Annotated in this window: 27 protein-coding genes; 11 read left to right on the forward strand and 16 right to left on the reverse strand. The window is 61.9% G+C overall.

Annotated features, from left to right (window positions below; all coding sequences use genetic code 11):
• Positions 1 to 2: 2 nt before the first annotated feature.
• Entirely contained in the window at positions 3 to 950 is a 948-nt protein-coding gene (locus EL191_RS10460) for an AraC family transcriptional regulator (RefSeq protein ID WP_017363919.1), read from the reverse strand.
• 329 nt (positions 951 to 1,279) lie between these two features.
• Here EL191_RS10460 and EL191_RS24400 point away from each other — a divergent pair, with 329 nt between their 5' ends.
• The 6 genes from EL191_RS24400 to EL191_RS10485 all read left to right on the forward strand — a co-directional run bounded on the left by EL191_RS24400 (position 1,280) and on the right by EL191_RS10485 (position 6,485).
• Positions 1,280 to 1,426, forward strand: coding sequence for a hypothetical protein (locus EL191_RS24400; protein WP_017363918.1), 147 nt, complete (start codon positions 1,280 to 1,282; stop codon positions 1,424 to 1,426).
• A 20-nt stretch (positions 1,427 to 1,446) separates the two neighbouring features.
• A complete protein-coding gene (locus EL191_RS10465) occupies positions 1,447 to 1,746 on the forward strand; it encodes an antibiotic biosynthesis monooxygenase (RefSeq protein WP_041978666.1) in 300 nt (99 codons plus the stop codon).
• A 111-nt stretch (positions 1,747 to 1,857) separates the two neighbouring features.
• Entirely contained in the window at positions 1,858 to 3,147 is a 1,290-nt protein-coding gene (locus EL191_RS10470; RefSeq protein ID WP_041978667.1) for an NAD(P)/FAD-dependent oxidoreductase, read from the forward strand.
• A gap of 16 nt (positions 3,148 to 3,163) precedes the next feature.
• Positions 3,164 to 3,721, forward strand: a complete 558-nt coding sequence (locus EL191_RS10475; RefSeq protein WP_026042256.1) for a helix-turn-helix domain-containing protein — start codon at positions 3,164 to 3,166, stop codon at positions 3,719 to 3,721.
• Between the two features lie 26 nt (positions 3,722 to 3,747).
• Entirely contained in the window at positions 3,748 to 5,094 is a 1,347-nt protein-coding gene (locus EL191_RS10480) for a glutamine synthetase family protein (RefSeq protein WP_041978669.1), read from the forward strand.
• A gap of 23 nt (positions 5,095 to 5,117) precedes the next feature.
• On the forward strand, positions 5,118 to 6,485 hold the full coding sequence (locus EL191_RS10485; protein ID WP_041978672.1) for an aspartate aminotransferase family protein: 1,368 nt from the start codon (positions 5,118 to 5,120) through the stop codon (positions 6,483 to 6,485).
• Positions 6,486 to 6,604: 119 nt separating this feature from the next.
• Here EL191_RS10485 and EL191_RS10490 read toward each other — a convergent pair whose 3' ends face one another.
• The 7 genes from EL191_RS10490 to EL191_RS10520 form a co-directional block, all read right to left on the reverse strand.
• On the reverse strand, positions 6,605 to 7,621 hold the full coding sequence (locus tag EL191_RS10490; protein ID WP_013715199.1) for an alpha/beta hydrolase: 1,017 nt from the start codon (positions 7,619 to 7,621) through the stop codon (positions 6,605 to 6,607).
• A 36-nt stretch (positions 7,622 to 7,657) separates the two neighbouring features.
• Positions 7,658 to 7,918: a DUF2790 domain-containing protein gene (locus EL191_RS10495; RefSeq protein WP_041978674.1), complete on the reverse strand. Its 261-nt coding sequence runs from the start codon at positions 7,916 to 7,918 to the stop codon at positions 7,658 to 7,660.
• A gap of 59 nt (positions 7,919 to 7,977) precedes the next feature.
• The gene (locus EL191_RS10500; RefSeq protein ID WP_041978677.1) at positions 7,978 to 8,403 is read right to left on the reverse strand and encodes an organic hydroperoxide resistance protein; all 426 of its coding nucleotides are present in this window, start codon (positions 8,401 to 8,403) and stop codon (positions 7,978 to 7,980) included.
• A gap of 363 nt (positions 8,404 to 8,766) precedes the next feature.
• Positions 8,767 to 9,219, reverse strand: a complete 453-nt coding sequence (locus EL191_RS10505) for a MarR family winged helix-turn-helix transcriptional regulator (protein ID WP_017360702.1) — start codon at positions 9,217 to 9,219, stop codon at positions 8,767 to 8,769.
• Positions 9,220 to 9,287: 68 nt separating this feature from the next.
• Positions 9,288 to 9,602 carry an I78 family peptidase inhibitor gene (locus EL191_RS10510; protein WP_013715203.1) on the reverse strand — a complete coding sequence of 105 codons (315 nt, stop codon included), beginning with the start codon at positions 9,600 to 9,602 and terminating at the stop codon, positions 9,288 to 9,290.
• Positions 9,603 to 9,634: 32 nt separating this feature from the next.
• Positions 9,635 to 10,285, reverse strand: a complete 651-nt coding sequence (locus EL191_RS10515) for a YceH family protein (RefSeq protein ID WP_041978679.1) — start codon at positions 10,283 to 10,285, stop codon at positions 9,635 to 9,637.
• Positions 10,286 to 10,333: 48 nt separating this feature from the next.
• Complete coding sequence (locus EL191_RS10520) at positions 10,334 to 10,900, reverse strand: TetR/AcrR family transcriptional regulator (RefSeq protein WP_013715205.1); 567 nt, start codon at positions 10,898 to 10,900, stop codon at positions 10,334 to 10,336.
• 87 nt (positions 10,901 to 10,987) lie between these two features.
• Between EL191_RS10520 and EL191_RS10525 the strand changes: the two genes are divergently transcribed.
• From EL191_RS10525 to EL191_RS10535, 3 genes are read left to right on the forward strand one after another with little or no spacing between them, the layout of a single operon-like run.
• On the forward strand, positions 10,988 to 11,719 hold the full coding sequence (locus EL191_RS10525) for an SDR family oxidoreductase (RefSeq protein ID WP_041978681.1): 732 nt from the start codon (positions 10,988 to 10,990) through the stop codon (positions 11,717 to 11,719).
• A 43-nt stretch (positions 11,720 to 11,762) separates the two neighbouring features.
• Entirely contained in the window at positions 11,763 to 12,356 is a 594-nt protein-coding gene (locus EL191_RS10530; RefSeq protein ID WP_041978683.1) for a 2-hydroxychromene-2-carboxylate isomerase, read from the forward strand.
• A 46-nt stretch (positions 12,357 to 12,402) separates the two neighbouring features.
• Positions 12,403 to 12,618 (forward strand): DUF3820 family protein, encoded by a 216-nt coding sequence (locus EL191_RS10535; protein WP_041978686.1) that lies wholly within the window; start codon positions 12,403 to 12,405, stop codon positions 12,616 to 12,618.
• 69 nt (positions 12,619 to 12,687) lie between these two features.
• Here EL191_RS10535 and EL191_RS10540 read toward each other — a convergent pair whose 3' ends face one another.
• The 3 genes from EL191_RS10540 to EL191_RS10550 all read right to left on the reverse strand — a co-directional run bounded on the left by EL191_RS10540 (position 12,688) and on the right by EL191_RS10550 (position 15,573).
• Positions 12,688 to 12,936, reverse strand: a complete 249-nt coding sequence (locus EL191_RS10540; protein ID WP_013715209.1) for a hypothetical protein — start codon at positions 12,934 to 12,936, stop codon at positions 12,688 to 12,690.
• 199 nt (positions 12,937 to 13,135) lie between these two features.
• Entirely contained in the window at positions 13,136 to 14,023 is an 888-nt protein-coding gene (locus tag EL191_RS10545) for an SDR family NAD(P)-dependent oxidoreductase (protein WP_041978688.1), read from the reverse strand.
• The gene (locus tag EL191_RS10550) at positions 14,020 to 15,573 is read right to left on the reverse strand and encodes a flavin-containing monooxygenase (protein ID WP_041978690.1); all 1,554 of its coding nucleotides are present in this window, start codon (positions 15,571 to 15,573) and stop codon (positions 14,020 to 14,022) included. The genes EL191_RS10545 and EL191_RS10550 overlap by 4 nt, the downstream gene beginning before the upstream one ends.
• Before the next feature lie 115 nt (positions 15,574 to 15,688).
• On the opposite strand from EL191_RS10550, the gene EL191_RS10555 reads away from it, so the two are divergent.
• Entirely contained in the window at positions 15,689 to 16,396 is a 708-nt protein-coding gene (locus EL191_RS10555; RefSeq protein WP_041978693.1) for a TetR family transcriptional regulator, read from the forward strand.
• Positions 16,397 to 16,496: 100 nt separating this feature from the next.
• Here the strand turns inward: EL191_RS10555 and EL191_RS10560 are convergent, their stop codons facing one another.
• The 4 genes from EL191_RS10560 to fnr form a co-directional block, all read right to left on the reverse strand.
• Positions 16,497 to 17,333: a metal-dependent hydrolase gene (locus EL191_RS10560; protein WP_041978697.1), complete on the reverse strand. Its 837-nt coding sequence runs from the start codon at positions 17,331 to 17,333 to the stop codon at positions 16,497 to 16,499.
• A 231-nt stretch (positions 17,334 to 17,564) separates the two neighbouring features.
• On the reverse strand, positions 17,565 to 18,380 hold the full coding sequence (locus EL191_RS10565) for an ion transporter (RefSeq protein WP_041978699.1): 816 nt from the start codon (positions 18,378 to 18,380) through the stop codon (positions 17,565 to 17,567).
• A gap of 90 nt (positions 18,381 to 18,470) precedes the next feature.
• On the reverse strand, positions 18,471 to 19,019 hold the full coding sequence (locus EL191_RS10570) for an adenine phosphoribosyltransferase (protein ID WP_013715215.1): 549 nt from the start codon (positions 19,017 to 19,019) through the stop codon (positions 18,471 to 18,473).
• Between the two features lie 42 nt (positions 19,020 to 19,061).
• Complete coding sequence (gene fnr, locus EL191_RS10575) at positions 19,062 to 19,796, reverse strand: fumarate/nitrate reduction transcriptional regulator Fnr (RefSeq protein WP_013715216.1); 735 nt, start codon at positions 19,794 to 19,796, stop codon at positions 19,062 to 19,064.
• 154 nt (positions 19,797 to 19,950) lie between these two features.
• Here fnr and EL191_RS10580 point away from each other — a divergent pair, with 154 nt between their 5' ends.
• Entirely contained in the window at positions 19,951 to 20,394 is a 444-nt protein-coding gene (locus tag EL191_RS10580; protein WP_013715217.1) for a hypothetical protein, read from the forward strand.
• A gap of 50 nt (positions 20,395 to 20,444) precedes the next feature.
• On the opposite strand, the gene hemN is transcribed toward EL191_RS10580, so the two are convergent.
• On the reverse strand, positions 20,445 to 21,827 hold the full coding sequence (hemN, locus tag EL191_RS10585; protein WP_041978701.1) for an oxygen-independent coproporphyrinogen III oxidase: 1,383 nt from the start codon (positions 21,825 to 21,827) through the stop codon (positions 20,445 to 20,447).
• Between the last annotated feature and the right edge of the window lie 108 nt (positions 21,828 to 21,935).

A 21,935-nucleotide genomic window follows, 5' to 3' on the forward strand; every position in this document is an offset into this window, starting at 1 on the left:
GATCAGGACGCTACCTGATTCTGCGCAGCCTGGCGCAGGCGCGCGATATCACGCTGTGGTGGGGCGCCGAACAAGCGGCTGTACTCGCGGCTGAACTGCGATGGGCTTTCATAGCCTACGCGGTAGCTCGCCGCAGCCGCTTCCAGGTTGTCGCACAGCATCAGGCGGCGAGCCTCCTGCAGGCGCAATTGCTTCTGGTATTGCAGCGGGCTGAAGGCGGTGACGGCCTTGAAGCGATGGTGCAGGGTCGACGGGCTCAGGTTCACCTCGCGGGCCAGCTCCTCGATACGCAGCGGCTGGTCGAAGTTCTTGCGTAGCCATTCGATGGCGCGGGAGATGCGCTGGCTTTGACTGTCCGCTATCACCACTTCATGCAGGCGATGGCCCTGCGGGCTGAGTAGCATGCGATAGAAAATTTCGCGCAGGGCCAGCGGAGCCAACATGGCGATGTCGCGTGGGGTTTCCAGCAGGCGCAGCAGGCGGATCACCGCGTCCAGCAGGCGTGGGTCGAGACGGTCGAGAAACAGCGCGCGCTGGGAGGCCGCGTCTGGCGCCGGGATGGGTGGCATCTCGGTCAGCAGGCTGCTGATCAGTGCCGGATCGATTTCCAACGCCAGGCTCAGATACGGCGCTTCCGGGCTGGCCTCGATCACACGGCCAGTCACCGGCAATACCACTGAGGCTACCAGGTAGTTAAGAGGGTCGTAGACATAGAGTTCGTCGCCCAGGCGGATCTCCTTGCGGCCCTGCGCGATGATGCACAGACAGGGGTCGTAGACCGTCTGTATCGGCAGGCTTGGCGAGGTTGCGCGCGCCAGTTTGAGGCCGGGAATGGCTGTGATGTGCAAACCGTCTTCGGGTACGAAGCGATCGACCAGGCGCGCCATTTCATGGCTGAGTTCGGCAAGAGGGGTGTCGAGATTTGTAGCGGTGTGAATGGGTGACTGCATGGCGCGCCTCCGGAAAGTCAGCGAAGCCTAGCCAGGTTTTTCAGGCAAGTCATGAGCGACGACAGGATTAGGCAAATATTTCCCAGTAATGGGCAAATGGCCAGTGATACAGAGTATTTCAACGAATCTTGCACGTTCCGTGCACCCGGGTATTGCAATTTTTGGTCATGCAGTTTTAGGCAATAATTTGCCAGTAATCGGCTAACACCCTGATGACCTTCTCACTAATCTCTGTCTCCATCGCGCCGTGTCTCTACGTTGGTTCGAACGCATGCATTAGCCCTGTCACCCGCTGAGTGGTGCCCAATGAGCCAATCAAGGAGCGAGCGATGTCCAGTAAATGGTTGATCGCACCGCTGACACTGTTGTTGCTCGCCACCGCCTGGCTCGACTCCAAGGCTGTTGGCGAAGCGGCTTGCGACGAGCCGCAAGCGGCGCCCCATGTATTGCAGCGGAATGCTGCCGGTCTGTATTGATCCAATTCCAGGAGGTTGCCATGAGCATCATTCATCGCATGACCATTCGCGCCCGCCACGATCGCTCGATTCGGCTGGGCCAGTGCCTGGCCCGACTAGACGAAGTGGGGCGAGACGTGCCCGGTTGCCTAGGCTTGCGAGTGTTCTCGTTGCGCAGTGATCCGCTGACCTGGCACGTGGAGGGGCAGTGGCAATCATCGGCCTCACGAGACGCTTTCCTCGACAGCGAAGGCCTGCGCCTGATATTGGCGCAAGCGATAGACGAGGGGCTGTTCGCTCATCTCGAATGTGCGGTGGAGTGGCAGCAGCAGGTCGCTTGAGTTCGTGTCCAAAGCTGTAGAGGCGCCTGGCTAAGCCGCTCGGCTTGCCTTTATGAATTTATCTCTATAGATTTTCATGAAATTAATTAATTTAAATTTCATGGGTCGTCTATGTTTCGCCACGCCAGTGAGCACGTCGACAGCTACTACGCCCATAGTTGCGAGGATCGACTGAGGCCATATCCGGTTCTGCAGGGGCACCTGCAGTGCGATGTGCTGGTGATCGGCGCGGGTTTCAGTGGTCTGCATACCGCTCTGCGTCTTGCAGAAGCGGGGCGGCGAGTGATTGTGCTGGAGGCCAGTCGCGTTGCTTGGGCCGCCTCCGGGCGTAATGGCGGGCAGGCGATTCTTGGTTGGTCCTGCGATATGCCGCCGCTCGAAAAGGCCCTCGGCCTTGAGCGTGCCCGCCGCCTCTGGGACGGCATGACCTGGGCGGCGCGCGAGCTACGTGAACTACCGCAACGGCATGGCTTCGATTGCGATTACCGCCGTGGGCACCTGTGGACGGCGGTGCTGCCGCGACGCGTAGCCCTGCTGCATGAATGGCAGGAGCAGGCCGCCTACAAATGGGGGCACCGCGCGCTGCAGTTCGTCTCTCGCGAACAGATGCCGCAATGGGTCGCCAGTGAGCGCTATCAGGCGGGTCTTTATGACCCAGAAGCCGGCCACCTCAACCCGCTCAAGCTAGCGCTCGGGCTGGCCGAGGCCTTCGTTCGCGCCGGTGGACAGATTTTCGAGCAGAGCCGCGCACTTAGTCAGAATAAGCAGGGCGACGGTTACCACGTGCGCACCGAGCAGGGCAGCGTGCAGGCCGATCAACTTGTGCTGGCCTGTAATACCTATATCGACGATCTGGAGCCGCGTCTGGCCCGGCGTATCCTGCCGGTCGGCACCTACCAGGTCGCCACCGAACCGCTTGGCGCCGAGTGTGCCGAATCACTGCTGCCGCGCAACGCCTGCGTCACCGACAACCAGTTCGTCCTCGATTACTTCCGACGTACGCCGGATCACCGACTGTTGTTCGGCGGTGGCTGCACCTACCTGGGCGGCCTGCCAAGGGACATGGCTGCTGCCACGCGGCCTTTCCTCGAGCGCGTCTTTCCGCAACTTGCAGGCGTAGCCATAGACTTCGCCTGGGGCGGGCATATCGACATTACCCGTGCGCGCACGCCGGATATCGGCGGCGAGAACGGCCGCTATTGGCTACAGGGCTTTTCCGGTCATGGCGTATTGCCGACCCTGGCGGCTGCACGAGCAGTCAGCGATGCCATTCTCGGCCATGAAGACGTACTGGCGTTGTACCAGCAACTGCGCACCCCCGACTTTCCCTTCAACGAACGCCTGGCCGCGCCCCTGGAGGCCATCGGCAAGGCTTGGTATCGACTGAGAGACAGCTTTTGACATGGACAGCGCCGAGATGAACCAGAACCTGGAGATGGCGGCCCTGGCCGTGCTTATCCATGACCTGCGCAAGCACAAGAAGGTCACCCTCAACGAACTGGCCGAGCGCATTGGCCGTTCGGTGGGCTTTCTCTCGCAGGTCGAGCGTGGTCTGTCGCGCCCGACGGTGGCGGATCTGACCGCCATCGCCGAGGCGCTCGACGTACCCACCACCTATTTCTACAGCCTGCCCAAACCCAAGGCGCTGGACTGGGTCACCCGCCCCGACGAACGCCGCACCCTGTACCTGGCCGGTGGCATCACCGACATCATGGCCTCGCCCACGCTGCAGGGCGCCTTCATGGTGGTCGACAGCCTGCTCGAGCCGGGCGCCAGCAGTGGCGAGCGGCAGATGAGCGACCGCTCCGAGCAAGCCGGCTACGTGCTCGAAGGCCAACTGACGTTGTGGCTGGGCGAGGACGAACAGAGCGCCACCCTTTACCCCGGCGATGTTTTCCAGGTGCCGAGCTATGCGCACCTGCGTTATGCCAACCAAGGCGACACCCCTGCGCGGGTGTTGTGGATCTACACCTGACCTCCCGTGAATCGGAAATAACCACAATGAACGCCACCCGAGTCGAGCTGCTCGACGAAGTCCGCCAATTCCGCCAGGCCCACCCCGAGGTGCGCTTCGTCGACCTGATCTGTCTGGATATCCCCGGGCATTTCTACGGCAAGCGCTACCCCATCGAGATGCTGGAGAAGGTCGCTGCCGGCAGCGCCCTGAAGTTGCCGCAGAACTGCGTGCTGCTTGGCGCCCAGGGCGGCCTCTACGAGATCGGCGACTACTGCTTCCATGACGGCGACCCGGACGCGCCACGGCGACTGATCCCCGGCACGCTCAAGCTGGTGAACTGGGAGCGTCAGCCGATGGGGCAGATGCTGATCAGCTCCGATGGCACCGAGGCGCCCATCGAGTTCGAGCCGCGTGAGGTGCTGGCGCGCGTGGTGCAGCGCCTGGCGGCACGTGGCATTCGCCCGGTGGTGGCCTTCGAGCTGGAGTTCTATCTATTCGACAAGGCGCTCAAGGACGGCTTGCCACAGTACCCGCGCGATGACGTGAGCGGGGATGCCGACGATCAGCCGAACATGCATATCGAGCGGCTCTCGCGCTTTGCCGAGGTGCTCGACGACATCAGCGAGACCGCGCGTCTGCAGGGCATCGACACCACGGTGATCACCGCCGAGATCGGCCCGGGGCAGTTCGAGATCAACTTCAGCCACAACGCCGACCCGCTGCAGGCTGCCGACTGGTCGGCGCTGTTCTGCCGGGTGACCCGTGGGGTGGCGCTCAAGCATGGTCATCGCGCCAGCTTCATGGCCAAGCCCTACCTGCAGTATCCGGGCAGCGGCATGCACATCCACGTCAGCCTCTACGATGAGGCGGGCGACAACCTGCTGGCGCGTGACGAGCAGCGTCCGTTGCGCCATGCCGTGGCCGGCTGCCTGGAACTGCTGCCGCAGCTGATGCCGATCTACGCGCCGAACCACAACAGCTACCGTCGCTTTGGCGCCCAGGTGAACTCGGCGAGCAAGGCCAGCTGGGGCTTCGAGGATCGCGACGCCTGCGTGCGCATCCCCGAGTCCGACGCGCGCAACCTGCGCCTGGAATTCCGCCTGCCGGGCGCCGATGCCAACCCCTATCTGGTGCTGGCGGCATTGCTGACCAGTATCGAGCAGGGCCTCGACGCCCAGGTCGAGCCCATCGCACCCCTGAATGACGACCGCTCCAGCGGCGTCGACTTTCCCAAGGACATGCTCGACGCCGTGCGCCGCATGCAGGCCAGCGAGCGCGTCGCCGCCGGCCTCGGCAGCGAGTTCGTCATGGTTTATTGCGAGAACAAACGCCAGGATCACCTGGCCTTCATGCACGACATCAGCCCGCGCGAATACCGCTGGTACCTGTGATGTCCCGGATCGAAGGAGGCGACATGAATAACTCGAAAACCGCACACTGGCAGGCGCTGAGCCAGGCTCACCACCTGGCGCCGTTCAGTGATTACAAGCAGCTGGCCGAGAAGGGCCCGCGCATCATCACTGAGGCCAAAGGTGTGCACCTGTGGGACAGCGAGGGCAACAAGATCCTCGATGGCATGGCCGGCCTGTGGTGCGTGGCCGTCGGCTATGGCCGCGAGGAACTGGTCGCTGCAGCTTCCAAACAGATGTTGCAGCTGCCGTTCTACAACACCTTCTTCCAGACCGCGCACCCACCGGTGCTGGAGCTGGCCCATGCCATCTCCCAGCTGGCGCCGGCCGGCATGAACCACGTGTTCTTCACCGGCTCCGGCTCGGAAGGCAACGACACCATGCTGCGTCTGGTACGCCACTACTGGGCATGCAAGGGGCAGCCGCAGAAGAAAATCATTATCGGCCGCGACAATGGCTACCACGGCTCCACCGTGGCCGGCGCCAGCCTCGGCGGCATGAAGTTCATGCACGAGCAGGGCGACCTGCCGATTCCGGGTATTGCGCATATCCCGCAGCCGTACTGGTTCGGCGAGGGCGGTGATATGACCCCGGACGCCTTCGGTATCTGGGCGGCCGACCAACTGGAGAAGAAAATTCTCGAACTGGGCGAGGAAAACGTGGCGGCCTTTATCGCCGAGCCGATCCAGGGCGCCGGTGGCGTGATCATTCCGCCGGACAGCTACTGGCCGCGCATCAAGGAAATCCTCGCCAAGTACGACATTCTCTTCGTCGCCGACGAGGTGATCTGCGGTTTCGGCCGTACCGGCGAGTGGTTCGGCAGCCAGCATTACGGTCTCAAGCCTGACCTGATGACCATCGCCAAGGGCCTGACCTCGGGCTACGTGCCGATGGGCGGGTTGATCGTCAGCGACAAGGTGTTCGAGGTGATCGAAGCGCACGGCGACTTCAACCACGGCTTCACCTATTCCGGCCACCCGGTGGCGGCGGCGGTGGGGCTGGAGAACCTGCGCATTCTCAAGGAAGAAGGCATCGTCGAGCGGGTCAAGGCAGAAACCTCGCCCTATCTGCAAAAGCGCCTGCGTGAGCTGGCCGATCACCCGTTGGTGGGCGAAGTGCGCGGCGTCGGCATGCTTGGCGCCATCGAACTGGTGCGGGACAAGGCCACGCGCAAGCGCTTCTCGGGTGATGTGGGCGTGGGCATGGTGTGTCGTGGCTACTGCTTCAACAACGGTCTGATCATGCGCGCCGTGGGCGACACCATGATCATCGCGCCGCCTTTGGTAATCAGCCAGGCGGAAGTGGATGAGCTGGTGGAGAAGGCGCGCAAATGCCTGGATCTGACCTGGGAACAGGTGCGTAGCTTGGCGTAATCTCGCGGTACGGTGGGAGGGGCTTTAGCCGCGACAGAAACAACCCGCTGCTAAAAGCCGCCCCACAAAAAACGAAACCCCGCGACCTTACCGGTGGCGGGGTTTTGTTTTTCAGTCGCTTACTTGAGGCTGTTCTTCAGCGTCTGCGCGGCCTGATCCAGGGCAGTGCGTACCGCTGGTACTTCAGCCACGACATTGAGCAGGCCGTAGTCGTGGATCATGCCGTTGTAGCGCACGGCGGTCACCGGCACGCCGGCAGCGTTCAGGCGGCGGGCGTAGGCTTCGCCTTCGTCGCGCAGCACGTCCATCTCGGCAGTCTGCACCAGAGCCGGCGGCAGACCTTTGAGTTGTTCGAGGCTGGCGCGCAGGGGCGAGGCATAGATCTCGTTACGCTGTTTCGGGTCGGTGGTGTAGTTGTTCCAGAACCATTCCATCATGCCGCGAGTCAGGAAGTGGCCTTCGGCGAACTGGTTGTACGACGCATTGTTGAAGTTGGCGTCGGTCACCGGCCACAGCAGCACCTGAGCGCGCAGTTTCGGCGTACCGGCTTCCTTGGCCTTGATGGCCACCACAGCAGCCATGTTGCCGCCAACACTGTTGCCGGCCACGGCCAGGCGCGAACCGTCGACACCGATCTGGCTGCCGTTGTCGGCGACCCATTGGGTCGCGGCATAGGCCTGATTGATCGCGGTCGGGTACTTGGCCTCAGGCGACGGCGTGTAATCGACGTAGATCGCCGCCGCGCCAGAGCCCACCACCAGGTCGCGGATCAGGCGTTCGTGGGTCGGATAATCACCCAGTACCCAGCCACCGCCGTGGAAGAACATGAAGCCGGGCAGAATGCCGCGAGCGCCTTCAGGACGCACCACCTTGAGGGTGAGCGACTGGCTATTCACCTGAATCACCTTGGTGTCGACGACGATACCTGACACATCCACCTTGACCCCGGCCTGAGCGCCGACCAGCACGGCACGGGCGTCTTTCGGCGAAAGGCTTTCCAGCGGCTGCCCGCCGCCAGCGGCCAGGGCATCGAGGAAGCCTTGAGTGGTACGTTCCACGCCGGGGCTGCCGGCGGCGAAGCTGCTGTTGATGGCCAGGGCGAGCAGCCCGGCGGTCAGAGTGCGAGAAATGTTCATGGTCAAGCTCCTGTCGATCAGTTGGGCTGCTGGCTATCAGTTCTGGTTGGTGCAAACGCTGGAGAGTTGTTCGTAGTCGAGAACCTTCACGTCACCCGCGCTGTTGCGGTAGGTCATCTGCGCTGTCACCACTTCGCACTGCGGGCTATTGGGCACGTCGATGGAAATCACCTTGGCGATATCCAGGTTCTGGCCGTAGCGGTAGGGCGTGGCCTCGGCGCTGTGGGCGAGGGTGGTGAGCGACGCGCTGAGTGCGATGGCGGTCAGTGCGGTGGCGAACAGGGTGCGGGTTTTCATGGTGGTTCTCCTCTTGAGGCCGCGCTCGGGCTCTGGCCGCGAGCGCTGCCTGCTATCTGTCAGACGATGGTCAGGGTGACGTCGATGTTGCCGCGGGTGGCATTGGAGTACGGGCAAACGATGTGCGCGCGATCCACCAGGGTTTGTGCGGCTTCCGGGGCCAGGCCGGGCAGGCTGATGCGCAGTTCCACTTCGATGCCGAAGCCGGTGGGGATGGCGCCGATGCCGACGGTGCCCTCGATGAAGGTGTCAGCCGGGATGCTCAGCTTGTCGCGGGCGGCGACGAATTTCAGGGCGCCGAGGAAGCAGGCGGAATAGCCGGCCGCGAACAGCTGCTCCGGGTTGGTACCGTTACCGCCGGCGCCACCAAGCTCTTTTGGGGTGGTCAGGGCGATATCGAGGACGCCGTCGGAGGAAACGGCGCGGCCTTCACGGCCACCAAAGGCTTCAGCGGTTGCACGGTAGAGAACGTTTTCGATAGTCATGGCGGTGATCCTTGTCGGTGAGTTGGGGATGGATTGGTTCGCTAATCATTTGTTCGCCAACCGTTTCCATGGGGAGAACTGTATTGCGATAAACATTAGTGTGCAAGATAAATATATGGAAGATTTAGTTATAGGGATTTGCTTTTCAGGAATAAGCACGGCTGGCAAGGGATGTATCCATGCCTTGCGGACGACACTAGGGGGGATTTGCCCGATTCAGATGCTGTGGCAGCTCAGCATGAGTTGGGCTGGAGTGGGCGCGGTACTCAGTGAGATCGCTGGATACGATGCACGCGGCGTTTCGCCCAAAGAGGGGAGGGCTAGGGTTTTGCGGGAGCAGGCGATGACTGGCATCGCCAGGTATCAGAGGGCGTCTTGCAGGTGGCCGCGCAGTTCGATCAGGTCATCACGCAGCTTGCTCAACTGCTCCACACTCAACGCTGAAGCCTTGAGGATGCAGGCAGGCAATGCTTTGGCTTGTTCGTGCAGAGCGCGACCTTTGTCGGTCAGGTACAGCTGCACTACACGTTCATCCTGACTGCTGCGCTGGCGTTGCAACAGGCCTTCGCTTTCCAGGCGCTTGAGCAGAGGTGTCAGCGAACCCGGGTCGGTCAGCATGCGTGCGCTGATCTCGCTGACGGTGATGCCCTCGTTTTCCCATAGCACCAGCATGGCCAGGTACTGCGGATAGGTGAGACCGAGCGCCTGCAACAGCGGCTTGTAGGTCTTGGTCATCATCAGTGAGGTGGAATAGAGGGCGAAGCACAGCTGGTTATCCAGCATCAGCTCGGCGCAGGGCTCCACTTGGGTGGTCATGGCGTTGGCCTATGCGAGGGTGGTGGACGTTGTCGGCAAGTGGTGCGGGCAACCCGCACCTGGTGGCATCAACCGCAGGATACGCGGGTGATCACTCGCTGATCATCGACGTTGAGGTTAAGGCGCTGACCATTGTATTCCAAGGTCACCACGCTGTTGGGTGTCAGAATGCGTGCCGTGCTGGCGCCCGCCTGCTGGCGTGCCTGTTCGAGCAGCTCCGGGGTTGCGGTCTTGCCCTTGAGGTTTTCGACTGCAGAGGAGGTGCAGCCCTGGTTGGCGTCGGCAGGCGTGGCCGCCGGTTCGGATTTTTCCGCCGTGTTGCTGCAGCCGGCTGCGAACAGGGCAGCGGTGAGAATCAGGCTGAAACGAGTCTTGAGGTTCAACGCTGTGGGCTCCTTTTCCATAGGTGTAGCGGTCATTGCGCGCCCTCCAGGCGGGCCAGGCGCTCTTCGAGCGCTGCGATGCGCGCTTCCAGTTCGACCAGGCGATCTTCGTTAGGTGCCGCAGCCTCCCCGCGAGCAGCCGGACGGTTGGCCAACAGAGCCTCCAGATCGGCCTGTTCGCCCAGCAGATGCATGTAGCGATCCTCGCGCTGGCCACTCTGGCGTGGCAGCAGCACGACCAGGCCGCGAGCGATCAGACGCTCCAGTTGATGCTGCACTTCGGCCACGTCGTCGAAGTCATGCATGCGGTTGCTGCGGGTGAGCAATTCGTTGAGGGTCTGTGGGCCGCGCAACAGCAGCAAACCGAGCAGCACCGTCTGCGGCTTGACCAGCTCCAGTTGCTTGTCGCAGCGCTGCTCCCAGCGGTCGGCTCGGCTGCCCATGACCAGGTGCACCAGGCCACGGCCTTCCAGGGTGCGCAGATAACGCCCGACTTCGCCGGTTTCCAGGTTCATCAGCGGTTCACGGCTGGTCTTCTGGTTGCAGGCCAACTGCACGGCATTGAGCGTCAGTGGGTAGGTTTCCGGGGTGGTCAGTTGTTTCTCGATCAGGCAACCGAGGATGCGTACCTCGACGGCGTGCAATGGGTTTTCACAAACCAGCGGGGAGGGGGTGTGCGACATGGATCGATCCTGGCAGAAAGAACTCGCGTAGGTTAACGGCATCCGTGCTCAGCCGACAGGCTGCAATGTGTGTTCGAGCATGTCCAGGCTGGCGCTGAGCACCTGCTGGCGAGCTTCCTGGCTGACCATCATGCGTGCCAGCAGCAGGCTGCCCAGGCACTGCGCAAGGATGCTCCAGGCCAATTGCGGATCGCCGATGATCTCGGCCCAGGTTTGCTGCAATTGCACGATCTGCTGCTCGGTACGCTGCCTCACGCTGTCGTCGGCGCGCGCAATTTCAGCGCCCAGTGTGGGCAATGCGCAGCCTCTGTCTGGCTGCTCGACATGCGCCAGGCTGAGATAGGCTGCCAGGCAGCGCTGGAGTTTATCGCGCCCGGCGTCACCCGGCTCAGCGCCCAGTCGGTTCAGGCTGTTACGCAGCTCCCGTTCGACCAGTTCGGCGAACAGCGCATCCTTGCTTGGAAAATGACTGTAAAACGCCGCACCTGACAGGCCTATGGTCTTCATCAGGGCATCCACGCCGGTCACGGCAAAACCCTGCTGCTTGGCAAGGGCGGCGCTGCTGGCGAGCAGGCGCTCGCGGGTTTCGGCTTTGTGCTCGGCGGAATAGCGCATGAGATACCGTTGTGTGCTGGCTTGACCCGCCCGCAAGCGTAGCATAACGTTCGTTAGGCTAACGATCGTTAGTCAATGGAGAGGCCCATGAACGAGAACAAGAAGGTCGCCTTGATCATCGGAGCAGGTGATGCCACCGGTGGTGCGATTGCCCGGCGTTTCGCCCGTGAGGGTTATGTCGCCTGCGTCACCCGGCGCAGCCTGGACAAACTGCAGCCACTGCTGGAGGGCATCCGTCACGAAGGTGGCGAGGCCCATGGTTTCGCCTCCGATGCGCGGCGCGAGGAGCAGGTGGCCGAGCTGGTCGAGGCCATCGAGCGTGATATCGGCCCGATCGAGGTGATGGTGTTCAACATCGGCGCCAACGTGCCGTGCAGCATCCTCGACGAAACCGCGCGCAAGTATTTCAAAATCTGGGAGATGGCCTGTTTTGCCGGCTTCCTGACCAGCCAGGCTGTGGCCAAGCGCATGGTCACGCGCGGGCGCGGCACCATTCTGTTTACCGGTGCAACCGCTGGCCTGCGTGGCGCCGCTGGATTCGCCGCCTTTGCTGGCGCCAAGCACGGCATCCGCGCGCTGGCGCAGAGCATGGCACGTGAGCTGGGGCCGCTGAATATCCATGTCGCCCATGTGGTGGTGGACGGCGCCATCGATACTGCCTTCATCCGCGACAACTTTCCCGAGCTATATGCCAGGAAGGACCAGGATGGCATTCTCGATCCTGAGCATATCGCCGACAGCTACTGGTTCCTCCATGCCCAGCCGCGTGATGCCTGGAGCTTCGAGCTGGACCTTCGTCCGTGGATGGAGCGCTGGTAAGCCGCCCCAAGTCGATAAGCACAACAACGAGCGAGTGAAGCTGATGAGCAAGACGCTGGAGTTCTTCTTCGACCTGGGCAGCCCGGCATCCTACCTGGCCTATACCCAGTTACCGGCGCTGTGCCGCGAGTGCGGCGCTGAGCTGGTCTACCGGCCGATGCTGCTGGGAGGTGTATTTCAGGCCACCGGCAATGCTTCGCCGGCGATGATCCCGAGCAAGGGACGCTACATGATTCGTGATCTGGCGCGCTTTGCTGAGCGTTACGACGTACCGATGCGCTTCAATCCGCATTTCCCGATCAACACCCTGACGCTGATGCGCCTGCTGGTGGCGGTGCAACTGCATCAGCCCGCGCGTTTCGGTGCTGCCTTGCAGGCACTGTTCCAGGCCATCTGGGTGGATGAGGTGAATATGAGCGACCCAGCCAGGGTGGCTGAAGTATTGGCCGCGGTGGGTTTCGATGCGGTCGCCTTGCAGGCGCAAATTGCCGAACCGGCGGTGAAGGACGCACTCAAGGCGAGTACCGAAGAGGCGGTGAAGCGTGGTGTATTCGGTGCGCCGACCTGCTTTGTCGGCGAGGCAATGTTCTTTGGCCAGGATCGGCTGGATTTCGTTCGTGAGGCGCTGATCCAGTGATGTCAGGCACAATGACCGGACTGTTTTCCGGCAACCCGAGTGACCGATGAACCCCGAAGCGCTGAAACTCCTGGTGACCCGTCGCATGCCTTACGGCAAATACAAGGATCGGCTGATTGCCGATCTGCCGGGGCATTACCTCAACTGGTTTGCCCGCGAGGGCTTTCCCAAGGGGGAGTTGGGCCAATTGCTGGCTCTGATGCAGGAGATCGACCATAACGGCCTCAAGCCATTGCTCGATCCGTTGCGCAAAGATGCTTAAGTTCGTGGCCCGGAGGGAGTCCGGGGTCGATTTACAATCTCTCCCATCCGGGCTACGTCTGAGTTGCCCTCAGTGCCAGTTACGGCCGTGATCCAGCTTCTGATCCACCAGCCATTTACCATGGGCGATGGAGGCGTGCTGGGCCTTGCTCAGGTCATCCATGAAAGCGTAATCCAGCGGTAGCGTCTGACGTTTACTGGTGTTTCCGCTGGGGTCGGTAATCTGGCAACCCCCGGCCCAGGGTGTTGGCAGGCCTGGATGTTCCATGACGCTGGCGTGAATGACGTGATCGCGATGGGTGCAGGTAAGCGCGCTCATGAGGCCACCTCGTAGACCAAGGCGCCGCCCTCGATGTCGACGCTACACCGAGGTTCCAGCCGGGAGCCGGGAGCGGCGCCGCGTGGATGAGTGGTGCGTCTGTTCCCTTACCTTAGTTCATCTGTCGCGGTTGCGAGCGTTGCCCGACAAACGCACAGGGCCGGCAATGGCCGGCCCTGTGCCTGCTACCGAGGAATCTCTACTCGGCCGCTTCGCGGACCTTGTTCACGCTTCTAGGCTTTGGCGCAAAGCGTGCTGCCAGGCGCATCGAGACGGTCACCAGGCGCTGGTACAGCGACGGCATGCTGCGCTGCATCCAGTCCAGGGCATGGGCATCGGCACCGATCAGAATGCGCCGCTTGTTGGCCAGCACTCCATTTATGATGACCTTGGCCGCCTGTTCCGGGGTGGTACGCAGCAACTGGTCGTTGAACTGCTGGCGCGCCTGCTCGGCGTCCTGGCCAGTGACCTTGGCCAGGCTGTCGTTCATCCGTGCGGTCTTGGCGATGTTGGTGCGAATGCCGCCCGGGTGCACGCAGCTGGCGGAAACCCCGCAGGCGGCCATGTCCAGCTCCTGGCGCAGTGACTCGGTAAAGCCGCGCACGGCGAACTTGCTGGCGTTGTAGGCGCTCATGCCGGGCTGGGAGAACAGGCCGAATACGCTGGATACGTTGATCACATGACCGCTGCCGCTGGCCTTGATATGCGGCAGGAAGGCCTTGGTGCCGTTGACCACGCCCCAGAAGTTGATGTTCATGATCCATTCGTAATCGGCATGGTCGTTGCCCTCCACGGTACCGCCCTGGGCCACGCCGGCATTGTTGAAGATGGCATTGACCCGACCGAATTCGCTGACGACCTGCTCGGCCCAGGCTTCGACGGCGGCGCGGTCGGCGACGTCGACGCGCTGTTCGCTGACCGTGACGCCAAGCTTGCGCGCCTGCTCGGCGGTCTCCCTGAGCCCCTCGACATTGACGTCGGAGAGCGCCAGGTGACAGCCCTGGCGTGCCAGGTGATAGGCGAGCGCGCGGCCGATACCGGAGCCGGCGCCGGTGATGGCGGCCACCTTGTTCTCGAAGGATTTCATGCGCGGACCTCCTGCACGTCGAGGGTGATGGCGTTGCTCTGCGCTGGATGCGCGGCGTTTTGGCGGCTGAAGTGATAAGCGTGCGGATCGAAATTACGAGTCAGCATGCGAAAGCGCCAGGTGAAGCCCGGCCATACCGTACAGTTGCGCCCGCTGACCGGGTGCAGGTACCAGCTCATGCAGCCGCCGGCGTTCCATACGGTGTTGCCGAGGGTGCCCTGGATCTTGCGGTTGAAGGCGTCCTGCGCCTCGCGCCTGGGCTCCAGGCTCTGCAGCCGGCCCTCTTCGAGCTGCTTGAGGGCACCGAGTACATAGGTGATCTGCGACTCGATCATGTAGACCATGGAGTTGTGGCCCAGGCCGGTGTTCGGCCCCATGAGGAAGAACAGGTTGGGGAAGCCGGCGGTCATCGTGCCCTTGTAGGCTTCCGGTCCCTGCGGCCAGGTGTCGAGCAGATCGACACCTGCACGACCGAACACCGTGCCGCGCGGCAGCGGGTCGCTGGGGGTGAAGCCGGTGCCGAAGATGATGGCGTCCACTTCGCGCTCCTGTCCGTCGGCGGTGCGAACGCCGTTTGGGAGTATTTCGGCGATGCCGTCGGTGATGACCTCGACATTGGCCTGGGTCAGTGCCGGGTAGTAGTCATTGGAGATCAGCACGCGCTTGCACCCCATGGTGTAGTCCGGGGTCACCTTGGCGCGCAGTACCGGGTCCTTGATCTGCTTCTTGATGTACAGCTTGGCGATACCCTGGGCCATGCGCAGCAGCCGCGGGGCGAAGGCGAAGGCGATCACCCGGCTTTCGAGGATGCCATACAGCGCACCACGCCAGAGCTTCTGCGCCAGCGGGAAGCGCTTGAAGCGTGCGCGCTCGCCATCCTGGATGGCGCGGTCTGGCTTGGGCATGATCCACGGCGCGGTGCGCTGGTATAGATCGAGCTGCGCCACCTGCTTCTGGATCTGTGGCACGAACTGGATGGCCGATGCACCGGTACCGATCACCGCCACGCGTTTGCCGTTCAGGTCGTAGTCATGGTTCCACTGTTGCGAGTGGAAGACCTCACCGGTGAAGTTCTCCAGGCCCTTGAGTTTGGGGATCGACGGCGTCGACAGTGCGCCCATGCCGGATACCACGAATTGCGCGCTGTACTGGTTGCCGGCGCGATCCTGCAGGTGCCACAGCTCGGTATGTTCATCCCAGCGCATCTGCACGACCTCGGTGCCCAGCAGGGTCTTGTCCTGCAGTCGGTATTTCTCCCAGCAACCTTCCAGGTACGCCTTGATTTCCGGCTGCCTGGCAAACATCCGTGTCCAGTTCGGGTTGGGTTCGAAGGAGAAGGAATACAGGTGCGATTGCACGTCGCAGCCGCAGCCCGGGTAGTTGTTCACCCGCCAGGTGCCGCCGACACCGGCTTCCTTCTCGAATAGCAGGAAGTCCTGCTCACCCTGCTGCTTGAGACGAATGGCCATGCCGAGGCCGGAGAAACCGCTGCCAAGAATGGCGATCTTGCAATGACGGGCAGCGGTAGGGGGTGACACGGACGCATTCATGGCCGAACTCCTGCTTGTCGTTCTTGTTGGTGTATACATCTGTATACCAAGGTAGACATGTGTATACTTTGCGGCAAGTGGTCGAATCGACAAACCAACTTTAGGTAGGGATGGGATGCACAACGACGATGCTCAGGTGCGCGACAAGGGCAGCGAAGCGCCTGGCAAGCGCCTGCTGATGGACGCTGCGTTACGTCTTACCTCAACCAGTCGCAGCCTCAGCAGCCTCGGATTGCGAGAGCTGGCGCGCGAGGCGGGGCTCAACCCCAACACCTTCTACCGGCATTTTCGCGATGTCGACGACCTTGGCCTGACCGTGATCGGCGAGATCACCCGATTACTGCGTCAGCCGCTACGGGATTTGCGCCGCGAGGCTGCACAGCGTGCGGTCAGGGATGATGGGCCGACAGTGCCCAAACTGCTGGGGATCGACCTTGGGCGTGGGCGGCGGGTCTGTCACGAGACGGTGCAGTTGTTCTTCGACTTCGTCGCCGAGCACCCGGAGGCCTTCATTATCGGGGTACGTGAACTGCATGGCGCCTCGCCCGTGTTGCGCGAAGCGCTGCGCCAGGTGATGGATGACTTTGCCGAGGACATGGCCGAAGACATCATCGAGTTCAAGCTGCTGCCGGGGATCGTCAGCGCGGCGGCGGTGCACCAGGTGTCCGGGATCATCAGCCGCAGCCTGTTCGAGCAGTCGCTGGACTACATCGGCCAACCCCAGCGGCGTGACGCGATCCGTGCTCTGGCCGAGGAGCAGATCGTCATGCTGTTCACTGGTGCTAGCGTGCTGCGGAGCATGGGACAGCTGCGGCTGGGCTGACATAGGGCGTCGTGCTCAAGCGGTGCAGCGAAGGTGGGGCGCATGGCGCACTCCATCTGGTTGGGCATGAAAAAGGGCGGCCAGAGCCGCCCTTGGGACATCAGTTACTGAAGCCGAGGCGCTCGCGCCAGCGGTTTTCCAGTGCTTCGGTATCGTGATCCTTGGGATGGAAACCCGGGCGGTAGTAGTCGAGGTAGGGACCAATCAGCTTGGTGAAGAAGCCGTTGCGCGGGCCAAACAGCTTCTTCAGGCCAAAGCCCCAACTGCGCCAGTTGAACAACTGACCGTCCTTGTGCAACAGGTGAATCTGGAACCAGCCGATCACGCCGAGAAACATCACGGTGGTCAGCAGCATCACCAGTGTACGGGTGAAATAGCCGCCATAGACTTTCTGGTACACGTCATAGCACACCGCCTTGTGCTCGTTCTCCTCAATGGCATGCCACATCCACAGCTGGTACAGCTTCGGATCGTTCATCTGCGTGGTGAGGTCTTCACGTTTGAGCAGTTGCTCGGCCATGGTCGCGGTGAAGTGCTCCAGAGCGCAGGTAGCCGCGAGGCGCTGCTTCTTGGTGCTGAAGCGGGTTACCCACTCCAGCAGTACCTTGATGCGCAGCTCCAGGCGCTCCAGGTCGATGTCGTGTTGATTGGCGTAATCGTTATAGGCCGCATGTTCCTTGGAATGCATGGCTTCCTGGCCGATGAAGGCGCTGATGTCCTTCTTCAACTGCGGTTCGCTGACCTGATCACGCACCGCACGCACGCTGTCGACGAAGAACTTCTCGCCGTAGGGGAACAGCGATGACAAGTTGTTCATGAACTGGCTCATGAAGGGGTCATCGTAGAACCAGTATTTCGGGGTTTCGCTGAAGCTGAAGTCCATGCGGCGCACCGGAAAGCTGGATTTCGGCTGGGGCAGGGTGGCACTGGCGCTCATCGTTCGAGTCCTCTTATGGGGAGTTGGCGCTCCCGATTGTTGTGCGGCTTCGGGTGACAGCATTCGGGTAGAGGTCAAGGACCTCGACAGGCCAACTGTGTCATTGAACGATGTAACTATCGGACGTGCAGGCGCGATGCGCCGCCAACTTAAGGCGGGTCTGACGGGCGGGTCTCAACAGAAGATCATGCTCACCGCCCCAGGCGCGACGGTGGGCACGGATGGTATGGCCTAGGGGGCGTTACGGCGCAGTTCGGCCACTTCGCTGCGCAGTGCCCGCAATTCGTCGAGAATTGCCTGTTCCCGGGTTGCTGCGGCCTGTTCCTCGGCGTTGGGCTCGTGGGTGCTTTGCATGGCGTTGACGATCACGGCAATGAACAGGTTGAGCATCATGAAGGTGGCGATGAGGATGTAGGGCACGAAGAACAGCCATGCCAGTGGATGCTGTTCCATCACCGGGCGGACGATGCCCATCGACCAGCTTTCCAGGGTCATCACCTGGAACAGGGTATAGAGGCTGGCGCCAATGTTACCGAACCACTCAGGGAAGCTCTGGCCGAACAACTGAGTAGCCATCACCGCGGCGACGTAGAACACCAGCCCCATCAGCATGACGATGCTGCCCATGCCGGGTAGCGAGGCGAGCAGGGCCTGCACCACCTTGCGCATGCTCGGGTTGATCGACACCAGGCGCAGGACTCGCAGTACGCGCAAGGCGCGCAGCACGGCGAACGGGCCGCTGGCCGGCACCAGCGCGATGCCGACCACCAGGCAGTCGAATACGGCCCAAGGGTCGCGCAGCAAGCCAATGCCGCGTGCGAGAAAACGCAGAGCCAGTTCGATGACGAAGCAGGCGAGGATCAAGGTATTGAGAATCAGCAGCGGCATACCCCAGTCCGCCATGATCGACGGTGAGGTCTGCAGGCCGAGAATGGCGGCATTGACGATGATCAGCAGGGTGATCAGGCGTTGTACGGACGTGCCGTCCATGAAATCGCCCAGGCGCTGGCGCCAATCACTGGATGGATTCAGTTCGAGTTCGTGCATGGGAATCTGGCTATGACTGTGGTGATGCCGGGCAGCGCCCGGCTGATACGGGAGCCCGCCTTCGGTTGCTCGAGCGGCGGGCGAGGCTGCTTAGCGATCGTCGAGTGCGAAGGCCGTCAGGGTGAAGGTAGGAATGCCGGCATCCTGCAGCTTCTGCGAGCCGCCCAGTTCCGGCAGGTCGATGATGGCCGCGGCCTCGAAAACGCTGGCACGCATCCGCCGTACCAGGTTTGCGGCGGCGATCAGGGTGCCGCCAGTAGCAATCAGATCATCGAAGATCAATACCGAGTCGCCTTCGCAAAGGCTGTCAGTGTGGACTTCGAGAAAAGCCTGGCCATATTCCGTCTGATAACCTTCGCTGAGTACGTCCGCCGGCAGTTTGCCCTGCTTGCGAAACAGCACCAGCGGTTTGTTCAGTTCGTAGGCGATGATCGAGCCGATCAGGAAGCCACGGGCATCCATGGCCCCGATATGGCTGAACTCAGCCTCGACGTAGCGCTGGATGAAGCTGTCGGCAACCATGCGCAGGGCACGTGGCGACTGGAACAGCGGGGTGATGTCGCGAAAGATCACGCCCGGTTTGGGAAAGTCCGGTACCGGGCGGATCAGGGTCTTGATACTGAATTCGTCAAAGATCATCGTCGGGTCCTAATGCGTTGAGCCCGCGAACACCTTGCGAACTCAAACGTCGAGATTACCACCGGCCAGGGCGCACAGTTCGATTGGGTCGAGAATGTGCACTTCCTTGCCTTCGGCTTCGAGCAGCTTGTTCTGTTGGAAGCGGGTAAATACGCGAGACACGGTCTCTACCGCAAGGCCCAAATAGTTACCAATTTCGTTGCGCGACATGGCCAGGCGGAACTGATTGGCGGAAAACCCGCGGGCGCGGAAGCGCGCCGAAAGGTTGACCAGGAAGGTGGCGATGCGCTCGTCGGCAGTCTTCTTCGACAGCAACAGCATCATCTGCTGATCGTCGCGGATCTCACGACTCATAATGCGCATCAACTGGCGGCGCAGTTGCGGCAGTTGCAGGGCCAAGTCATCGAGGCGCTCGAAGGGAATTTCACAGACCGAGGTGGTTTCCAGTGCCTGCGCCGAAACCGGGTAGCGTTCGCCGTCGACACCGGACAGGCCGACCAGCTCGCTGGGCAGATGGAAACCGGTGATCTGTTCCTCGCCGCCATCGCTGAGGCTGAAGGTCTTCAATGCACCGGAGCGCACGGCGAATACGGAGCCGAAGGTATCACCCTGGCGGAACAGGAACTCGCCTTTCTTCAACGGGCGGCCGCGCTTGACGATATCGTCGAGCGCGTCCATGTCCTCCATGTTCAGAGAGATGGGCAGGCACAAGGCAGCCAGGCTGCAATCCTTGCAATGGGCTTGGTGCTGCGAACGCAGCTTGATGCTCTCGGACATCGTTCGGCTTCCCGTATATACACGCAATGAGTGTAAGGGTACCCCAGGGTTCGTACCGCGGCCAGCCATATGCTGATTTGACCAGGCGCTCAAGTTTGGCGCTCTGATGCCGATATGACTGGTAGAACCATAGTCCAAGGCAGGGAGCACCGTGATGCGTATCCAATCCAGCGGCCCGCTGAGCAATCTCGCTCAAAGCGTACAGCGACAATACACCGCAGCCGAGAGCAGTCCGGAGGAAGTGCGTGAAGGCTTGCGTGTGAGTCTTTCGCAACTGGGCAAAAGCATGTCGGCCAAGTCCGAGGAAAACGAGGATATCGACAAAAGCGATTTGCCTCAGGCGATCAAGGATCTGCTCAAGATGATTCGCGAGCTACGGGCTCAGATCGTCGAGAAGCAGGCGCAGATCGAAGCGATCATGAGTGACCAGAGCCTGGATGCAGAGGCCAAGCGCCAAAAGCTCGAGGGGCTGCAGAGCGAACTCGCTTCGCTCAACAGTGCGCTGACGTCGGCCAACGCCAACCTGATCAAGCTGATGCGTGACAACAATCTCACGGATACCCAGAAGCAAACGGCATCGACGCTGGCAATGGGATAAAGACAGTGCCCGTGACGGTGTGAATCCGTCACGGGCGCTGATCGGTTTGCTCAGATCACCCGCGAGAAGCGCTGGCGCACCTGATCATTGAGGTAGCGATCAAACAGCATGCACAGCGAGCGCACCAGCAGACGCCCTGCCGGGCGAACCTCGATACCTTCCGCACTCAGCTCGATCAGGCCATCGCGATGGAGCTGCTCCAACTCCGGCCAGAGCGCCGCGAAGTAATCGCGGAATACCACCCCGTAGGCCTGCTCGATACCGCCGAAGTGCAGTTCGAAATGACAGATCAGTTGCTGGATCACGGCGCGGCGCAGGCGGTCGTCTGCATTGCAGTGCAGGCCGCGACGGGTCGCCAGCTGGCCGTTGCCCAGGGTCTGCTGGTAGACATTGATATCACTGTTGTTCTGGCTGTACAGGTCGCCGATCTGGCTGATGGCTGAAACGCCCAGGCCGATCAGGTCGCAATGGCCATGAGTGGTGTAGCCCTGGAAGTTGCGTTGCAGGGTGCCTTCTTCCTGGGCGATTGCCAGCTCGTCGTCAGGCAGGGCGAAGTGGTCCATGCCGATGTAGCGATAACCTGCGCGTGTCAGTTGTTCGATGCTGTTCTGCAGCATGGCCAGCTTGTCGGCCGGACTGGGCAGGTCGTCGGCGCTGATGCGTCGTTGCGGCATGAAGCGCTCGGGCAGGTGCGCGTAGTTGAACAGCGACAGGCGATCCGGCTGCAGGGCGATGACTTCGGCAACGGTACGGGCGAAGCGTTCCGGTGTCTGCTTGGGCAGGCCGTAGATCAGATCGATGTTCACCGAGCGGAACTGCAGGGTGCGCGCCGCCTCGACGATGGCGCGGGTTTCCTCCAGGGTTTGCAGGCGATTGACCGCACGCTGTACCTCGGGGTCGAGATCCTGGACGCCGAGGCTGACGCGGTTGAAGCCCAGTTCGCGTAGCAGGCCCATGGTCGACCAGTCGGCCTCGCGTGGATCGATCTCGATGCTGTAGTCGCCGGAGTCGTCATCCAGCAGGTTGAAGTGCTGGCGCAGGTGCTGCATCAGCCGGCGCAGTTCGTCGTGGCTGAGAAAGGTCGGCGTGCCGCCACCGAAATGCAGTTGCTCGATCGGCTGGCTCTTGTCGATGTAGCGACTGACGATCTCGATTTCCCGCTCGAGCTTTTCCAGATAGGGCAGGGCACGACCGCGATCCTTGGTGATGACCTTGTTGCAGGCGCAGTAGTAGCAGATGTGGGCGCAGAACGGGATGTGCACGTACAGCGACAGCGGGCGTCCGGCCTTGCGACTGTCGCGCAGCGCGTGCAATAGGTCGAACGGGCCGATGGCGTCGTGGAACTGTACGGCGGTCGGGTAAGAGGTGTAGCGCGGGCCGGCGAGATCGTAGCGGCGGATCAGGTCGGCATCCCACTGGATGGCGTCTTGCATGGGAAATAATCCTGGACAGGCTGTGTGGCCAGTCTAGGGATGCTGGGACGCAACGACCTTGACCTGTATCAAGGGCGCGTAGGGGCACGTTACGGTGGCCTAGCGCTT

The organism is Pseudomonas mendocina (genome assembly GCF_900636545.1).
GTDB lineage: Bacteria > Pseudomonadota > Gammaproteobacteria > Pseudomonadales > Pseudomonadaceae > Aquipseudomonas > Aquipseudomonas mendocina.

Bases quoted from the DNA above. Each gene is read 5' to 3' on its own strand.
- fnr (WP_013715216.1), bottom strand. From the start codon at position 19,796: ATGTCCGAGAGCATCAAGCTGCGTTCGCAGCACCAAGCCCATTGCAAG.
- EL191_RS10525 (WP_041978681.1), top strand. From the start codon at position 10,988: ATGAACGAGAACAAGAAGGTCGCCTTGATCATCGGAGCAGGTGATGCC.
- EL191_RS10460 (WP_017363919.1), bottom strand. From the start codon at position 950: ATGCAGTCACCCATTCACACCGCTACAAATCTCGACACCCCTCTTGCC.
- EL191_RS10505 (WP_017360702.1), bottom strand. From the start codon at position 9,219: ATGACCACCCAAGTGGAGCCCTGCGCCGAGCTGATGCTGGATAACCAG.
- hemN (WP_041978701.1), bottom strand. From the start codon at position 21,827: ATGCAAGACGCCATCCAGTGGGATGCCGACCTGATCCGCCGCTACGAT.
- EL191_RS10515 (WP_041978679.1), bottom strand. From the start codon at position 10,285: ATGTCGCACACCCCCTCCCCGCTGGTTTGTGAAAACCCATTGCACGCC.
- EL191_RS10565 (WP_041978699.1), bottom strand. From the start codon at position 18,380: ATGCACGAACTCGAACTGAATCCATCCAGTGATTGGCGCCAGCGCCTG.
- EL191_RS10520 (WP_013715205.1), bottom strand. From the start codon at position 10,900: ATGCGCTATTCCGCCGAGCACAAAGCCGAAACCCGCGAGCGCCTGCTC.
- EL191_RS10500 (WP_041978677.1), bottom strand. From the start codon at position 8,403: ATGACTATCGAAAACGTTCTCTACCGTGCAACCGCTGAAGCCTTTGGT.
- EL191_RS10555 (WP_041978693.1), top strand. From the start codon at position 15,689: ATGCACAACGACGATGCTCAGGTGCGCGACAAGGGCAGCGAAGCGCCT.
- EL191_RS10545 (WP_041978688.1), bottom strand. From the start codon at position 14,023: ATGAAATCCTTCGAGAACAAGGTGGCCGCCATCACCGGCGCCGGCTCC.
- EL191_RS10475 (WP_026042256.1), top strand. From the start codon at position 3,164: ATGAACCAGAACCTGGAGATGGCGGCCCTGGCCGTGCTTATCCATGAC.
- EL191_RS10485 (WP_041978672.1), top strand. From the start codon at position 5,118: ATGAATAACTCGAAAACCGCACACTGGCAGGCGCTGAGCCAGGCTCAC.
- EL191_RS10490 (WP_013715199.1), bottom strand. From the start codon at position 7,621: ATGAACATTTCTCGCACTCTGACCGCCGGGCTGCTCGCCCTGGCCATC.
- EL191_RS10480 (WP_041978669.1), top strand. From the start codon at position 3,748: ATGAACGCCACCCGAGTCGAGCTGCTCGACGAAGTCCGCCAATTCCGC.
- EL191_RS10470 (WP_041978667.1), top strand. From the start codon at position 1,858: ATGTTTCGCCACGCCAGTGAGCACGTCGACAGCTACTACGCCCATAGT.
- EL191_RS10540 (WP_013715209.1), bottom strand. From the start codon at position 12,936: ATGAGCGCGCTTACCTGCACCCATCGCGATCACGTCATTCACGCCAGC.
- EL191_RS10580 (WP_013715217.1), top strand. From the start codon at position 19,951: ATGCGTATCCAATCCAGCGGCCCGCTGAGCAATCTCGCTCAAAGCGTA.
- EL191_RS10530 (WP_041978683.1), top strand. From the start codon at position 11,763: ATGAGCAAGACGCTGGAGTTCTTCTTCGACCTGGGCAGCCCGGCATCC.
- EL191_RS24400 (WP_017363918.1), top strand. From the start codon at position 1,280: ATGTCCAGTAAATGGTTGATCGCACCGCTGACACTGTTGTTGCTCGCC.
- EL191_RS10570 (WP_013715215.1), bottom strand. From the start codon at position 19,019: ATGATCTTTGACGAATTCAGTATCAAGACCCTGATCCGCCCGGTACCG.
- EL191_RS10535 (WP_041978686.1), top strand. From the start codon at position 12,403: ATGAACCCCGAAGCGCTGAAACTCCTGGTGACCCGTCGCATGCCTTAC.
- EL191_RS10560 (WP_041978697.1), bottom strand. From the start codon at position 17,333: ATGAGCGCCAGTGCCACCCTGCCCCAGCCGAAATCCAGCTTTCCGGTG.
- EL191_RS10465 (WP_041978666.1), top strand. From the start codon at position 1,447: ATGAGCATCATTCATCGCATGACCATTCGCGCCCGCCACGATCGCTCG.
- EL191_RS10495 (WP_041978674.1), bottom strand. From the start codon at position 7,918: ATGAAAACCCGCACCCTGTTCGCCACCGCACTGACCGCCATCGCACTC.
- EL191_RS10550 (WP_041978690.1), bottom strand. From the start codon at position 15,573: ATGAATGCGTCCGTGTCACCCCCTACCGCTGCCCGTCATTGCAAGATC.